The following is a 14,765-nucleotide window of genomic DNA, read 5'->3' as shown; positions in this document are numbered from 1 at the left end:
GCAATATGTCGTATACACCGATGAGTGACCTCGGACAGCAAGGCCTGTTCGATATTACTCGTACATTATTACAGCAGCCCGATCTCCCGTCTCTCAGCGAGGCGCTTTCGCAGCTGGTCAAGCGTTCAGCGCTGGCCGACTGTGCGGCTATTGTCTTATGGCAGGCACAAACGCAGCGTGCGCGTTATTTTGCGACGCGTGAAAATGGTAAACCCATCGATTATGAAGACGAAACAGTACTGGCCCATGGCCCGGTACGCCGTATTTTGTCCCGCCCCGATGCGCTGCACTGCAACTATCACGAATTTACTGAAACCTGGCCACAGCTGGCCGCTGGCGGACTGTATTCTGAATTTGGCCACTACTGCCTGCTGCCGCTGGCGGCGGATGGGCGCATCTTTGGCGGCTGTGAATTCATCCGTAACGAGGATCGTCCGTGGAGTGAAAAAGAGTACAACCGGCTGCAGACCTTCACCCAAATAGTCGGCGTTGTAGCTGAACAAATTCAAAGCCGGGTCAGCAACAACGTCGATTACGATCTGTTGTGCCGCGAGCGTGATAACTTTCGCATCCTGGTCGCCATCACCAATGCAGTGCTCTCTCGCCTGGACATTGACGAACTGGTCAGCGAAGTCGCCAAAGAGATCCACCACTACTTCGACATCGATGCCATCAGCATCGTGTTACGCAGCGATCGCAAAAACAAACTCAGCATTTATTCCACCCACTATCTGGATGAACATCATCCGGCGCACGAACAAAGTGAAGTGGATGAAGCTGGTACGCTTTCCGAACGCGTGTTCAAAAGCAAAGAGATGCTGCTGATTAATCTGAGCGAACGCGATACGCTCGCCCCTTACGAACGGATGCTGTTCGAAACCTGGGGCAACCAGCTACAGACCCTGTGTCTGCTGCCGCTGATGTCGGGCAATACTATGCTCGGCGTCCTTAAGCTGGCGCAGTGCGAAGAGAAAGTGTTCACCACTGCCAACCTCAAACTGCTACGCCAAATCGCCGAACGCGTGGCGATCGCCGTAGATAACGCTCTCGCCTATCAGGAAATTCATCGCCTGAAAGAGCGCCTGGTCGATGAAAACCTGGCGCTCACTGAACAACTTAACAACGTGGAGAGCGAGTTCGGCGAAATCATTGGCCGCAGTGAAGCAATGTACAGCGTGCTCAAACAGGTCGAAATGGTGGCGCAGAGCGACAGTACCGTCCTGATTCTCGGCGAAACCGGAACCGGTAAGGAGCTGATTGCCCGAGCAATTCACAACCTGAGTGGGCGTAACGCCCGCCGGATGGTAAAAATGAACTGTGCCGCCATGCCTGCCGGGTTGCTGGAAAGCGACCTATTTGGTCATGAGCGCGGCGCATTTACCGGGGCCAGCACGCAGCGGATTGGACGTTTCGAGCTGGCCGATAAAAGCTCGCTGTTCCTCGATGAAGTGGGCGACATGCCGCTGGAGCTTCAGCCCAAACTGCTGCGCGTATTGCAGGAGCAGGAGTTTGAACGTCTGGGCAGCAATAAACTGATCCAGACCGACGTTCGCTTGATCGCCGCCACTAATCGCGATCTGAAAAAGATGGTCGCCGATCGCGAGTTTCGTAACGATCTCTACTATCGACTGAACGTCTTCCCAATCCATCTGCCGCCACTGAGCGAGCGCCCGGAAGATATCCCGCTGCTGGTGAAAGCCTTCACCTTTAAAATTGCCCGCCGGATGGGGCGCAATATCGACAGCATTCCTGCCGAAGCGCTGCGTACGCTGAGCAGCATGGAATGGCCGGGCAACGTGCGCGAACTGGAAAATGTGGTGGAGCGTGCAGTTCTGCTTACCCGAGGCAACGTGCTACAGCTGTCCCTGCCGGATATTGCCGCGTTGACGCCGTCCGCACCACCAGTGGCCACCGAAGTTGCGCAGGATGGCGAGGACGAATACCAGTTGATCATGCGCGTTCTGAAAGAGACCAACGGCGTGGTTGCCGGTCCTAAAGGTGCAGCGCAGCGCCTGGGACTGAAGCGCACCACGTTACTCTCGCGTATGAAACGCCTGGGCATTGATAAGGATGCGCTGGTTTAACTGATTGCCCGATAGCGCCACGCTTATCGGGCATCTGAATTACTTCTTGCGCTGATATTTCTCTGGCAATTCCGGGACAGGGCGTTTGTCATCAATCAGATGACGCACGGTCAGAATCGGATGACGCCAGAGCATTCTTGGCCCAGCCCAGCGCATAATTTGTTTCATCTCTTCGCGTTTAGTAGGTTGATAACAGTGTGCCGGACACTGTTTACAGGCCGGTTTTTCCTCACCAAATACGCACTTATCGAGGCGCTTTTGCGCATAGGCAAACAACGCATCGTAATGCCCCGGCTCGTCTGAAGCCTGCGGACACTGGCTCTCGTAGAGTGAGATCATTCTCCGGATCGTCATTTTTTCACGAGCAATACGTTTGCCGGACATAATGCCTCCATAATTAAGTTGCATAAATAATACACCTTAACCATAGAGGCAACCAAGAGCCGTTAATCATTCCAGGAAAAATGACTAAATAGCTCTGCGTTTATAAGGTCGATAATGCGGTAGCCAAAAGTTATCTTTAATACTCTGCAACAGCGTCTCGTCGCTCATCTTCTCCGCCACACCGGAATGCTGTGCTGCCTTACCGACCTCAAAAGCAACACTGCGAGTCACTTCGCAGATTGTCTTAACCTCCGGTAGCAGAGCACCTTCACCATTGCGCACCAGTGGAGAAGCATTGGCCAGTGCGCAGCTTGCCGCCATCAGCATCGTGTCTGTTATGCGCGTCGCGCCGCTGGCGATAGCCCCCAGACCGATGGCCGGGAAAACATACACATTATTGCACTGTGCAACGGGAATGGAACCCCCATTAAATACAACCGCATCGCAGGGACTGCCTGTCGCGATGATGGCCCGTCCCTCGGTCCAGCGCACGATATCTTCTGGCCGCGCTTCCATTCTCGAGGTGGGATTCGACAGCGGCATGACAATCGGGCGATCGCAGTATTGATACATCGTGCTAATCACCTCCTGCGAGAACAGTCCGGCCTGGCCCGACACACCCAGCATCACCGTGGGTTTGACATTATGAATCACCTCCAGTAATGACGGCGCCTGCCCATCATACTGCCAGTCAGATAAGGCTTCGGGAGGTTGCGCCAGCGATTGCTGGAAATCAGCTAAGGCATCATTGGTGGTCATCACCAGACCGTCGCGATCCACCATAAAAATGGTCCGTCGGGCTTCAGCCTGGCTCATACCTTCAGATATACGACAGGCAATAATATGCTGGGCGATGCCACATCCTGCCGCGCCCGCCCCTACAATCACGATGGGTTGCTGGCAGAGGTCGCGACCGCTACCACGACAGCCCGAGAGAATTGTTGCAAGAGCCACTGACGCCGTGCCCTGAATATCATCATTAAAACAGCATAGTTCATCACGATAACTCGCCAACAAAGGGATCGCTGTATGCTGGGCGAAGTCTTCAAACTGCAGCAGAACGTTAGGCCAGCGTCGTTTAACCGCCGCAATAAACATGCCAATAAATGCGAAGTAATCTTCACCGGTGATACGCGGATGACGCCAGCCGATATAGCGCGGATCGTCCAGCAGTCGTGTATTGTTAGTGCCGACATCCAGAAGAATGGGTAACGTATTCGCCGGATTTACCCCTCCACAAACGGTATAAAGCGACAACTTCCCGATAGGAATACCCATACCGCCAACGCCCTGGTCGCCCAAGCCCAGAATGCGCTCACCATCAGTGACGACAATGACTTTAATATCGTGCCGTGGAATATCATGCAAAATATCGTCAATACGATCGCGATCGGGCCATGAAATAAATACACCACGCGCACGACGATATATCCAGGAGAATTTTTCGCAGGCGGCCCCGACTACCGGGGTATAAACGATTGGCAGCATCTCAGGTAGATGCTTTTTCAGCAGATAATAAAATAACGTTTCGTTGGTATCCTGAATATTACGCAAATAAATATGCCGGGCGTTGTGGGATTCAGCCTCAAGATATTGTTGATACGCCCGCTCGGCTTGTTCATCAATATTCTCAATGGCGCAAGGCAGTAGCCCACTCAGGTTAAAGTCATGTCGTTCTTGTTGCGTGAAGCTGCTTCCCTTGTTCAATAACGGAGACTCAAGCAGTAACTTGCCCGTAAACGGGACGTATAAAACATCGTTTGTCACGTTGCCATCCATAAATTACAACCAGATAAACAATAAGAGCCTGCATTAACAGGCTCTCGGGATTCAAATCAGGACATAGTTGGCAACCAGCATCGCCGCGATACCGGCCAGCGCTGGAAGCAGCGTCCTTCTGACGATCATAAACGGTGAACATTCCCCTGCTTTGCTTACCGCAATAATGATGCCAGCCACAGGAGACATTGAGCGCCCCATTCCCGCCATCAGTTGCATAGGCAGGATCATATTAACGGCGCTTTCGCCAAATTTTGCCGCAATGGAGGGGGCCAGGCCGGAGAAAGAGAAGAAGGCAGCAACGCCAGAGCCAGTCAGTACAGCGGTTACTCCCACCAGCGCGGTCATCACTAGTGTCATGCTGGTAAAGCCCAGACCTGCGTTTTGCACCGACTGCAGCAGGTAGTCCACTGCGCCAATTTTCTGCAGCCCCTGCGCATAGATATCCGCACACACCAGCAAGGAAACGATGCTGGTAAACATGCTGCCCATACCTTTGAAGAAGACCTGTAATCCTTTACAGCAGCTTTTGAAATCTCGGGTTGACACCAGTTCAAAGAAAAATGCGACGACCGCGCCAAGAATCATCGCCGTCACTACGTCAATTTTAATAGATTTGATCACCAGCGGGCTAAAGACCAGCACCAGAACCACAGGCAGAACCGGCAGAAGCGCGTAAATAACGGGAGACTTGCGACCCTCTTCTTCCGCTTGCGCGACACTTTGCTCGCCCGGCACGAAGCCATCCTTTTTGTCAAAATATTTCGCGGTGAAGTAAATCACCACCGCAACAGCCAGCATCACCACCACCGCGACCGGCATCTGGTAATGAGCAAAGTAGATAGCGCTTTCCATTCCGGCATGCTTGGCCGCCAAATTCGCTGTTCCAACCGCAGGCCCTAAATCCATAAACGCGCACAGACCAATCATCGCTGCCGCAGAGGCTTTACTGACTCCGAGACGGACCAGAACCGGGAAGAATGTCACCAGCAGCAACATCGCCAATCCCGCCGCACTTGAAATTGCCACATGCAGAAGCTGCGCACAGATGTACCCCAGCGCGAGGATAAGGTAAGGCGCTTTAATCACTTGTAGCGGACGAATGCACATATTAACCATCGCGTTCGACGCTTTGATGTGATCCATATAGCTGGCAAATCCGCCCGCAGCCATGATGATAAGACCAATACCCGCAATTTGTGTGGTCAGCGATTCTTTGGCAAAGCTAAAGATATCCAGCCAGGTTGATCCCGTGGATTTGGCTTTATCATAGAGAATGCTTTTTTCAGGATAAAACAGTACGGTAATGGTCAATAATGCCAATCCAGCGAGTAATAAAACAGTTTGCGGCTGATAATTTTTCACAATTAACCATGCAGCAATAGCTGTTATCACTATAGCTATAATAAACGCTGTCATAATAACAATTCCTATGCCATACAAATCGGGTAGGGTTACCTGTCATATCATCATAGCTTATGTAGGATAGTAAAAAATTACACCTATATATAAGCAGCTATAATATGTACGTAAATTTATCGTATTACATACTCAAATATTGAGATTTAAGTGTAATGGGTTGTGTGGTTGTAAAATACGGGAAAGGTGTTTTCCCACCCCTTTTTGTGAGTAAGATCGCAACTCATCTGAATAAGGTAGCATCCGTAAGAAAAGGCTGGATGCGGGTTTCCAAGATATTCATTCAATGGTTGACGTCGAAAAGGTATTATCCTATAACAACGTTGATATACAACAGCAACCGGGTGTTATCCATGTACAATAAAAACACATTAAGTCTGGATGAGTATAACTTACTGACTCTTAATATGGGTGATCTAACTGAATCTGAGTGCCGACTTAATGAGTACATTAATAAACACTTTAATGAACTCCCTTATCATGGCATTGTTGATCTCTCGCAAAATGCGATGGTAAGCAAAGCAACTATTGGCCGATTTTTAAATAAGATTGGGTTTACGGGTTATGCTGCTTTCCGTAAGGCATTAGATATCACGCTGTCAAAAAATAAAATATCTGCGCCGTTTGAGAAAAACATCAAACTGCGTAACAATCCCAGCATTACCACCGAAACTATCGTTACCGATTTCACCCACAAAGTATCAGAGTTATTTAATCAATTTAAAAATAATATTGATATTGAGAGCCTTAATGCGTTTATAGATCTGGTGCTGAATAATAAACGTCATATTTATGTCGTCGGCCCTTCATCATCTCATGCCATGGCGACGCATTTTTGTACACTGCTAAAGTACTTTCGCAGCAACATCACTCTGTTACCGACGGACATCAGCGAGCTCCCCAAATGTCTCATCAATATTGAGGAAGGGGATGTCCTGATTGTTTTCTCTTACTATCGATTTAACCGGGTCGCCCTCAATATTGCAAAATGGTTCAGAAAAAAGAATGCCGTCGTAGTGTTGGTGACCAACTCAGAGGCGAACCCTTACGGTAAGTTCTGCGATCTGCAGTTTGTTCTCCCAAGCGACGTACATTCCATTTTTCAAAGCCGTATTCTTGGCTTCTTTTTTATCGAACTCATTCTGCATCTGGCTTATGAGAAAGGAGATAGCGAGGGTAATTTTGCCCAACTGGAAGAATTATTCGTCTTTTTCGAAACATTTTCTGCTTCGGCCCACAATACTTAGCGCCACCAACCGCCAGGAGTGTTATCCCTCCCGGCGACATGACGAATCAGGCAATATCTGCGGTTTTCACGCGATCGAACTCAGCGATAGTCTCAGCGATTAGCGCGTCGTTAGCCCCGATATATGACAGCGGCTCGCAGGCGGCAGCAATTTCCGCCCCAGATAATGACGCGCGGATTTCCGGGCTAGCCTGTACGATCTCCATGAAGCTGTGCTCGCCGGTTGCATGCTTCAGCAGCTTTTTCACTAGGTTATAAGCGGACTCTCTGCCAATTTTGGCGGCAAGCTTCATCGTCAGCGATTCCGACATAATAAAGTGCTTTGAGCAGTCAAAATTAGCGCGCATCTTATCTTCATTAACAATGAGATGCGAAAGCAGGCTCTTTGCGCGTGTCAGGCTGGTCGATAACGCATTAGAGGCCTCCGGAAGGATCGTCCAGTTTAATACCCGCATAGAGGCTGCTCGCACATCCTGTTGATCCAGCATTGCTGGCGCGCCGGAAGCATACATCCACCCCATTCTTGCCAGCGTTTGCATCATATTACTGGCGCGTGGATTAACTTTGTGTGGCATGGTGCTGGATCCGCCACCGCCCTCTCCCTCAAGTACTTCAGCAATCGGCGTACGTCCCATTGTTTCGACATCGTTGGCCAGACGACACAGCGTGCCGTGAACAAGAGCAAAAAACTGCACAACTTCAACGACCGCATCCTGACTGGCATTATTAATCCCGCAGGGCACGTTCAGACCCAACGCTAACATCAGCCGCTGGCGTGTTTCCATTCCCTGCTTACCTACAGAAGCCAGATTCCCCACCGCACCACCAAAAAGTCCGGTTACGGCACGCGGATACAGCTGCTGTAGACGTGTCAGGTGGCGGTTTATCTCCGCCAGATAACTGCAAACATGAAGCCCCCACGTCGTTGCAGAAGCATCCACCGAATTGGTTCGTGCAACCATTACCGTGCGAGCATGTCGTAACGCCATCGTTTTCATGGCTTCGCCAACATCAAGCAATTGCTCACGTAACAGTTGCAGCGTTTGCTGCAATCTCATCGCCATGCCTGAGTCCAGTAAATCCTGAGTGGTACATCCCCAGTGCAGAAACTGACTTACCAATGGTGTTCCACTGGCGGAGATCTGATCGATCAGCGGCTTTATAGCCATGCCGACGGTTTTTGTTTCTTGCGCCAGGGTGGGCCAGTCAATCTCTATTTCCCGACAGGTTTGTTCAATTTCAACGGCTGCTTGTTGAGGAATAATCCCCAGCTCACTTTGCACGCGAGCGACCGTCGCCTCAAAACGCAACCAACAACGCAGCAGATTGTCGTCAGACCATATTTCCCGCATCTTCTCCTGAGTGAACAATGATGAATAAAGGTCAGAATCAAATACCGTTGTTTGCTTCCCGTACATACAGCGCCTCTCCGGCTAGTGAATGCGTGATAATCGAAAATGTGATTAATCAATTTTGCGGGATTTGTCTGCCAAATTATAGGGGAAAATAGTATTCCCACCCCAAAATAGGCCATGAGAATGTAATATTCCCATTTTCAGTTTTTGCCTTCTGTAAAAATGCGATGTAGTTCACAGTAACTTCTGCATTACAATTTAAGTCACCGTAATACCTTAAAAAAAACACTCATTAAATATAAGAACCATTAATACAATCGCCAAATCAGAGATAGTTATGCGCGAATAATCACATTTCATTACGAGAAAAAATGATTCCCATATCGCTGTCATTCCTTTTCCTCAAACAATTACCTCGCTGTGAAATTTATTTTTATGGTCAGGAAACTAATGCTGATTTGAGGGATAACATGAAACTAAAAAATTATTCACTAATATTACTAATGGGTATGAGTTCCTCGGCGTTCGCCTTAAACGTCTATAATAAGGATGGAAATACGCTGGATATCTATGGTCGTGTTGAGGGCAAAATTGCAAGTGGTCAGAATTCATTCGCTGGCAGTGAAAGTCGAAGTGATTTAGGTGGTCGTATAGGTATTTATCTCACGCGAGATCTGGATCTTCTGCCAGAGACTAAAATCGTAGGCCGACTGGAATGGCAGGTGCGTACCGAAAAAAATGATAATAATACCGGCGAAAGCGATATGGAGGCCCGCTATTCCTATGTCGGCCTGTCGAATAAAACATGGGGTGAACTGATCACCGGGAGAACCAAAAACCCGTTGTATCAGGTAATGAAAATGACCGATAAGTACAAAAACTTCACCCCCAATATCTACAGCTATGGCATTACAACCATTGATGACTCTTACCAGTTCAACCGACAGGACGGCACCGTGCAGTGGAACGCCAAATTTGCCGGCAATGAGATTCAACTGGCATGGGTTTCCGGTAACGGCAACAGTGATAACGAAGCTCTGGATTACGGCGCGATGGCCAGCTATCGCAATTCTTTCAAATTTGGCGATTTTAGGATTACACCGGCGATAGCGGCCAGCCGTTATAAACGACAGGACGGGGTAGTGACCACCGATGGACGTAATCAAAACGATCAAATCATGGGAGGATTACAACTCAGTTATAAAGCCTATGAAGTCGCAGTAACCGCATTACGTACGTCTATTTCTCGTGATAACAAAAGCGATAATAATTATAAAGGGATGGATTCGTTCATTTCCTACAACTTTGGCACCGTCAAGGTTCTTACCGGATATAGCTTTTTAAATGAAGATGGTAAAGATATTGCTGAAAAAGAAGACTGGCGTGCTGAAGCGCAATTAACATTGGCTAAAGACACGTGGTTATCATTTACTTACGATAAAGAGTTCGCAAGTAAGAACAAAAAGACCAATGATGATGCGCTTATCGTTGGGCTCCGTTATGATTTCTAAGAGATAAAAAATGAAAAAGATAACATTACTTGCCGCAGCGACGACTTTCGCCTTAAGTAGTATCTGTGTTCAAGCGGATACGTTATTAGCGCCTTCCGCATATGCGAAAATGGATGGTGAGAATAAAATTGTCGCGCTTTATGGTAACTCTTTCACTTTCTATAACAATAATATTAATACCCGCCTGCGGGATTTGACGCAGTCCTTACTGCCTGATCACGCCAAAGGCTATAAATATCGGGGGATCACGATTTCCAGCGGTCATTTAGGCTGGCAAATTGAGAATATGCGCTATCAGAACACGCTACAGAAATGGGATGTCGTCATCCTGCAGGGGAATTCTACAGAAACGATTTCAAAGAAAGAAAGTACCCGACAAAATTTCGTGGACTCTGCAACCCAAATGGCCGAAATGGCGCATAAAGCCGGTGCAAAAGTCGTCTATTTCATGACCTGGCCGAAAAAAGACAAACCCGAAGATAGCCAAAAACTGGCAGATGCTTATATCTCGATTGCGCAAAAAACGGGGGGATATGTAGCTCCGGTAGGTCTGGCTTTCGAGAAAGCGCGTACAACGCACCCAGAAATTAACCTGTATTATCAAGATGGTGTACACCCTTCGATTTCAGGAACATATCTCGCCGCCTGCGTATTTTTCGCTACTCTGTATAATCAGTCTCCGGTCGGCGGTGCGCTTCCCATTGATACGGACATGAACCCTGCTACCGCCAAAGCCTTGCAGCAAGTAGCCTGGGAAACCGTCACTGAGTTCCAGAAATCATAATCATCGGCTTTGTCCTCCCCTGCACGCCGACAATCGTGTCGGCGTAAACGCATATCCTCATCCATTCCTTAGCACCCTACGCAAATAAGAATTATTTTCATTTACTCATACCTTGTGCTATATAACATAGCAAAGGCTATATTTGATGATAAATTAACCATTTTATTGTGAGGGATACTATGCCGCATCTGCCCCATCTGAAATCGCTTCTCCTTGCAAGCGTAATCACGGCGCTGACGCTGTCTCCTGCCTGGGCGAAAGAAAAATTTAAGGTAGTAACCACCTTTACGGTGATTGCCGATATGGCCAGTAATGTGGCAGGTGACGCCGCTGACGTCAGTTCTATCACCAAACCCGGGGCTGAAATTCACGAATATCAGCCCACACCAGGGGATATTAAACGCGCACAGGGTGCACAGCTAATCCTCTCCAACGGCCTCAATCTGGAGCTTTGGTTTGCCCGCTTCTATCAGCATTTATCCGGCGTGCCGGAGGTAATGGTCTCAAATGGCGTGCAGCCAATGGGTATCAGCGAAGGGCCGTACAACGGCAAACCGAACCCGCATGCCTGGATGTCAGCGGAGAACGCGCTCATCTACGTGGATAACATTCGCGATGCGCTGATGAAATACGATCCAGACAATGCTGCCACCTACCAGAAAAATGCGGAGAATTATAAAGCGAAAATCCAGCAGACTCTGGCGCCGCTGCATGATGAACTGATAAAGCTCCCTGCCGATAAACGCTGGCTGGTCACCAGCGAAGGCGCATTCTCTTACCTGGCACGTGATAACGGCCTGAAAGAGCTGTATCTGTGGCCAATCAATGCCGATCAGCAAGGCACGCCCAAACAGGTACGCAAAGTGATCGACGCGATCAAAGAGCATCAAATCCCCACCGTATTTAGCGAAAGCACCGTGTCCGACAAGCCTACACGTCAGGTCGCTCGTGAGTCTGGCGCGCATTACGGCGGCGTGCTGTATGTCGATTCGCTCAGCGCTGCCGATGGTCCGGTACCGACCTATCTGGATTTACTGCGCGTGACGACACAAACCATCGTCAGCGGCATCAACGACGGGTTAAGGAGCCAAAAATGAGTCAATCTGCGATTACCGTGAATCAGGTTACGGTGACGTATCGCAACGGGCACACTGCGCTGCGGGATGCCACTTTTCAGGTTCCGGGCGGCTCAATTGCCGCCCTGGTCGGCGTCAACGGTTCGGGAAAATCAACGCTATTTAAAGCGTTGATGGGGTTTGTCCGTCTGGCGCGGGGGGAAATCTCTATTCTGCAACAACCGGTTAATAAAGCGCTCAAACAGAATCTGATCGCCTATGTCCCCCAGTCAGAGGAGGTGGACTGGTCGTTTCCGGTGCTGGTGGAAGATGTGGTGATGATGGGACGATTTGGCCATATGGGCTGGCTGCGTCGGCCAAAACAGATCGACCACGACTGCGTAGATACGGCGCTGGCGCGGGTCGACATGCTGGACTATCGCCATCGCCAGATTGGTGAACTTTCTGGCGGGCAGAAAAAACGCGTCTTTCTGGCGCGCGCTATCGCACAGGACGGCCAGGTCATTTTACTGGATGAACCGTTTACTGGTGTAGATGTGAAAACCGAGGCCCGGATCATCGACCTGCTGCGTGAACTGCGTGATGAAGGCCGGACCATGCTGGTCTCTACCCATAACCTGGGCTCCGTCACCGAGTTTTGTGATTACACGGTGATGATTAAGGGCACGGTGCTGGCAAGTGGCCCGACCGAAACCACCTTTACTCCCGAGAATCTCGAGCTGGCATTTAGCGGTGTCCTGCGTCACGTTGCCCTGCGCGGCGGCGAACAGCACGTGATTACCGATGATGAACGTCCGTTTATTTCGCGACGCGCGGCAAGCGAGGGGGAATAATCATGAACTGGCTGACAGAGCCGTTTGGTTACCAGTATATGCTCAACGCCATGTGGGTTTCGGCGATGGTCGGCGGCCTGTGCGCGTTTCTCTCTTGCTATCTGATGCTCAAAGGCTGGTCGCTGATTGGCGATGCGCTATCGCACTCTATCGTGCCGGGTGTAGCCGGAGCCTATATGTTAGGGCTTCCCTTCGCACTGGGCGCATTTCTTTCCGGTGGGCTGGCAGCGGGCAGCATGCTGTTTCTCAATCAGCGTTCACGCCTGAAGGAAGATGCGATTATCGGGCTGATTTTTTCGTCTTTTTTCGGTATCGGGATTTTTATGGTGTCGCTCAATCCGATGTCGGTGAACATCCAGACCATTATTCTCGGTAATATCCTGGCAATTGCGCCGGAAGATATTCTGCAGCTGGCGATCATCGGTGTGGTATCGCTGACCATCCTGTTATTGAAGTGGAAAGATTTGATGGTGGTCTTTTTTGATGAAAACCACGCCCGGTCTATCGGTCTGAATCCGGGGCGTTTGAAGCTGCTGTTTTTTACACTGCTCTCCGTTTCAACGGTAGCCGCCCTGCAAACCGTCGGCGCATTTCTGGTGATTTGCCTGGTGGTCACGCCCGGAGCCACCGCCTGGCTGTTGACCGATCGTTTTCCTCGCCTGCTGGCGGTTGCCGTAGCTATCGGTAGCCTGACCAGCTTTTTCGGGGCCTGGCTGAGCTACTGGCTGGATGGTGCAACCGGCGGAATTATCGTCGTATTGCAAACACTGCTGTTCCTGCTGGCGTTTGTCTTCGCCCCCAAACACGGTCTGCTGGCGAATCGCCGCCGCGCCCGCAGGATCAATAAGGAGCTGGTATGATCTTAACAACGCTGCTGGACCCCTTTCAGTTTAGCTTTATGGTCAATGCGCTGATCATCTCCACTATTGTGGCTATCCCCTGCGCGTTGTTATCGGTTTTTTTAGTGCTCAAGGGGTGGGCGCTGATGGGTGATGCCATGAGCCATGCGGTTTTTCCGGGGATCGTGCTGGCTTACATCGCGGGCATCCCGCTGGCAATTGGCGCGTTTGTCGCTGGACTGTTCTGCGCGGTAGCCACCGGATACCTCGACGATAACAGCCGCATTAAGCGCGACACCATCATGGGCATTGTTTTCTCCGGGATGTTTGGTGCGGGACTGGTGCTGTATGTTTCCATTCAGTCGGAAGTGCATCTGGATCATATTCTGTTCGGCGATATGCTCGGCATATCACTGAGCGATATCATGCAAACAACGGTGATTGCGTTGGGGATCGCGCTAATCATTGGGCTGAAGTGGAAAGATCTGCTGCTGTATGCGTTCGACCCACATCAGGCCAAGACCAGTGGGCTTAACACCACTCTGCTGCATTACGGCCTGTTGTGTATGATCGCCCTGACGATTGTCGCCACGCTAAAATCGGTCGGGATTATTTTGTCGATTTCTTTACTGATTGCTCCTGGGGCGATTGCAATTTTACTGACGCGGAAATTTTCCAACGCCTTGTGGCTGGCGGTCGTGATGTCGATCGTTACTTCGTTTATAGGGGTATATCTGTCATTTTTCATCGACAGCGCACCGGCTCCCACCATCGTCGTATTATTTTCACTGCTGTTTGTGATTACTTTTATTTATGCAACCCTGCGCGATCGGCGTTTAGAAAATCAGCTTCAGCTACGTGATGTATAAATAATACTTTATAATATGTCAGCTAATTTTTTATTTTGATATGAATATAGCCTCCGGTCAGAGGCTATATTATCAGCAGATTACAACATCGTGATGATACGTTTTAATAAACGAATTCGCTGTTCGATGGAGGAGATATTCAGCCATTCATCAACACCGTGAAAACCCGCGCCGACTGGTCCCAAACCATCCAGCGTCGGGATCCCCAGTGACGCAGTGAGATTAGCATCGCTACCGCCGCCAACGGCCTGCCATGTCACGGCGATCCCTTCTTCCTGTCCGGCTCGTTCAACCAGCGCCATCAGCTGTTGCGTCTCCTCGTTCGCAGCCATCGCAGGCTTATGGCTGACCCGGGTAAGCGTAGTGGTCACGCCCTCAAGAAAACCTTGCTGGCAGAGCGACAGTAAAGCCTGATGGACACGATCATATTCTTCATTGTCCCAAAAGCGCACGTCCAACTCTGCGCGGAGTTTCGCTGCCACCACATTCGCCGCACTGCCACCCTGCACCACCCCCACATTTAGCGTGGTGCCACGCGTCATGTCGGTCAATGCATTAATCGCCAGTACGCTATTAGCAAAAGCGG

Annotated in this window: 13 protein-coding genes; 8 read left to right on the top strand and 5 right to left on the bottom strand. The window is 49.9% G+C overall.

Annotated features, from left to right (window positions below; translation table 11 throughout):
* Positions 1 to 5 precede the first annotated feature (5 nt).
* Entirely contained in the window at positions 6 to 2,084 is a 2,079-nt protein-coding gene (gene flhA / locus ACU8YC_RS19025; protein WP_446895651.1) for a formate hydrogenlyase transcriptional activator FlhA, read from the top strand.
* Positions 2,085 to 2,123: 39 nt separating this feature from the next.
* Here the strand turns inward: flhA and ACU8YC_RS19020 are convergent, their stop codons facing one another.
* The 3 genes from ACU8YC_RS19020 to dcuC all read right to left on the bottom strand — a co-directional run bounded on the left by ACU8YC_RS19020 (position 2,124) and on the right by dcuC (position 5,666).
* The gene (locus ACU8YC_RS19020; protein ID WP_446895650.1) at positions 2,124 to 2,468 is read right to left on the bottom strand and encodes a nitrous oxide-stimulated promoter family protein; all 345 of its coding nucleotides are present in this window, start codon (positions 2,466 to 2,468) and stop codon (positions 2,124 to 2,126) included.
* A gap of 84 nt (positions 2,469 to 2,552) precedes the next feature.
* The gene (locus tag ACU8YC_RS19015) at positions 2,553 to 4,247 is read right to left on the bottom strand and encodes an NAD-dependent malic enzyme (RefSeq protein ID WP_151224251.1); all 1,695 of its coding nucleotides are present in this window, start codon (positions 4,245 to 4,247) and stop codon (positions 2,553 to 2,555) included.
* 51 nt (positions 4,248 to 4,298) lie between these two features.
* Positions 4,299 to 5,666, bottom strand: a complete 1,368-nt coding sequence (gene dcuC, locus ACU8YC_RS19010; protein WP_151218209.1) for a C4-dicarboxylate transporter DcuC — start codon at positions 5,664 to 5,666, stop codon at positions 4,299 to 4,301.
* 353 nt (positions 5,667 to 6,019) lie between these two features.
* Between dcuC and ACU8YC_RS19005 the strand changes: the two genes are divergently transcribed.
* Positions 6,020 to 6,913, top strand: a complete 894-nt coding sequence (locus ACU8YC_RS19005) for a MurR/RpiR family transcriptional regulator (protein WP_151218210.1) — start codon at positions 6,020 to 6,022, stop codon at positions 6,911 to 6,913.
* Positions 6,914 to 6,959: 46 nt separating this feature from the next.
* Here the strand turns inward: ACU8YC_RS19005 and ACU8YC_RS19000 are convergent, their stop codons facing one another.
* A complete protein-coding gene (locus ACU8YC_RS19000; RefSeq protein WP_151224252.1) occupies positions 6,960 to 8,330 on the bottom strand; it encodes a class-II fumarase/aspartase family protein in 1,371 nt (456 codons plus the stop codon).
* 407 nt (positions 8,331 to 8,737) lie between these two features.
* On the opposite strand from ACU8YC_RS19000, the gene ACU8YC_RS18995 reads away from it, so the two are divergent.
* The 6 genes from ACU8YC_RS18995 to sitD all read left to right on the top strand — a co-directional run bounded on the left by ACU8YC_RS18995 (position 8,738) and on the right by sitD (position 14,179).
* Positions 8,738 to 9,778, top strand: coding sequence for a porin (locus ACU8YC_RS18995; RefSeq protein WP_151224253.1), 1,041 nt, complete (start codon positions 8,738 to 8,740; stop codon positions 9,776 to 9,778).
* Positions 9,779 to 9,788: 10 nt separating this feature from the next.
* Complete coding sequence (locus ACU8YC_RS18990) at positions 9,789 to 10,562, top strand: DUF4886 domain-containing protein (protein WP_151218213.1); 774 nt, start codon at positions 9,789 to 9,791, stop codon at positions 10,560 to 10,562.
* Between the two features lie 179 nt (positions 10,563 to 10,741).
* On the top strand, positions 10,742 to 11,659 hold the full coding sequence (locus ACU8YC_RS18985) for a metal ABC transporter substrate-binding protein (RefSeq protein ID WP_446895649.1): 918 nt from the start codon (positions 10,742 to 10,744) through the stop codon (positions 11,657 to 11,659).
* Positions 11,656 to 12,471, top strand: a complete 816-nt coding sequence (sitB, locus tag ACU8YC_RS18980) for a manganese/iron ABC transporter ATP-binding protein (protein ID WP_210905308.1) — start codon at positions 11,656 to 11,658, stop codon at positions 12,469 to 12,471. Before ACU8YC_RS18985 ends, sitB begins: the two co-directional genes overlap by 4 nt.
* 2 nt (positions 12,472 to 12,473) lie before the next feature.
* The gene (gene sitC, locus ACU8YC_RS18975) at positions 12,474 to 13,331 is read left to right on the top strand and encodes an iron/manganese ABC transporter permease subunit SitC (protein WP_187258907.1); all 858 of its coding nucleotides are present in this window, start codon (positions 12,474 to 12,476) and stop codon (positions 13,329 to 13,331) included.
* A complete protein-coding gene (sitD, locus tag ACU8YC_RS18970) occupies positions 13,328 to 14,179 on the top strand; it encodes an iron/manganese ABC transporter permease subunit SitD (RefSeq protein ID WP_446895648.1) in 852 nt (283 codons plus the stop codon). Before sitC ends, sitD begins: the two co-directional genes overlap by 4 nt.
* Before the next feature lie 80 nt (positions 14,180 to 14,259).
* On the opposite strand, the gene ACU8YC_RS18965 is transcribed toward sitD, so the two are convergent.
* Positions 14,260 to 14,765: M20/M25/M40 family metallo-hydrolase (locus tag ACU8YC_RS18965; protein WP_446895647.1), on the bottom strand; the 506-nt coding region annotated here is incomplete at its 5' end.

Source organism: Citrobacter sp. VF227 (assembly GCF_052950715.1).
The sequence above is the reverse complement of the archived record's forward strand: the minus strand, read 5'-3'. Positions and strand labels throughout refer to the sequence as shown.

Excerpts from the sequence above, each read along its gene's own strand:
- flhA (WP_446895651.1), top strand. The coding sequence starts at position 6 with ATGTCGTATACACCGATGAGTGACCTCGGACAGCAAGGCCTGTTCGAT.
- ACU8YC_RS18995 (WP_151224253.1), top strand. The coding sequence starts at position 8,738 with ATGAAACTAAAAAATTATTCACTAATATTACTAATGGGTATGAGTTCC.
- ACU8YC_RS19000 (WP_151224252.1), bottom strand. The coding sequence starts at position 8,330 with ATGTACGGGAAGCAAACAACGGTATTTGATTCTGACCTTTATTCATCA.
- dcuC (WP_151218209.1), bottom strand. The coding sequence starts at position 5,666 with ATGACAGCGTTTATTATAGCTATAGTGATAACAGCTATTGCTGCATGG.
- ACU8YC_RS19020 (WP_446895650.1), bottom strand. The coding sequence starts at position 2,468 with ATGTCCGGCAAACGTATTGCTCGTGAAAAAATGACGATCCGGAGAATG.
- ACU8YC_RS18990 (WP_151218213.1), top strand. The coding sequence starts at position 9,789 with ATGAAAAAGATAACATTACTTGCCGCAGCGACGACTTTCGCCTTAAGT.
- ACU8YC_RS19015 (WP_151224251.1), bottom strand. The coding sequence starts at position 4,247 with ATGGATGGCAACGTGACAAACGATGTTTTATACGTCCCGTTTACGGGC.
- sitC (WP_187258907.1), top strand. The coding sequence starts at position 12,474 with ATGAACTGGCTGACAGAGCCGTTTGGTTACCAGTATATGCTCAACGCC.
- sitD (WP_446895648.1), top strand. The coding sequence starts at position 13,328 with ATGATCTTAACAACGCTGCTGGACCCCTTTCAGTTTAGCTTTATGGTC.
- sitB (WP_210905308.1), top strand. The coding sequence starts at position 11,656 with ATGAGTCAATCTGCGATTACCGTGAATCAGGTTACGGTGACGTATCGC.
- ACU8YC_RS19005 (WP_151218210.1), top strand. The coding sequence starts at position 6,020 with ATGTACAATAAAAACACATTAAGTCTGGATGAGTATAACTTACTGACT.
- ACU8YC_RS18985 (WP_446895649.1), top strand. The coding sequence starts at position 10,742 with ATGCCGCATCTGCCCCATCTGAAATCGCTTCTCCTTGCAAGCGTAATC.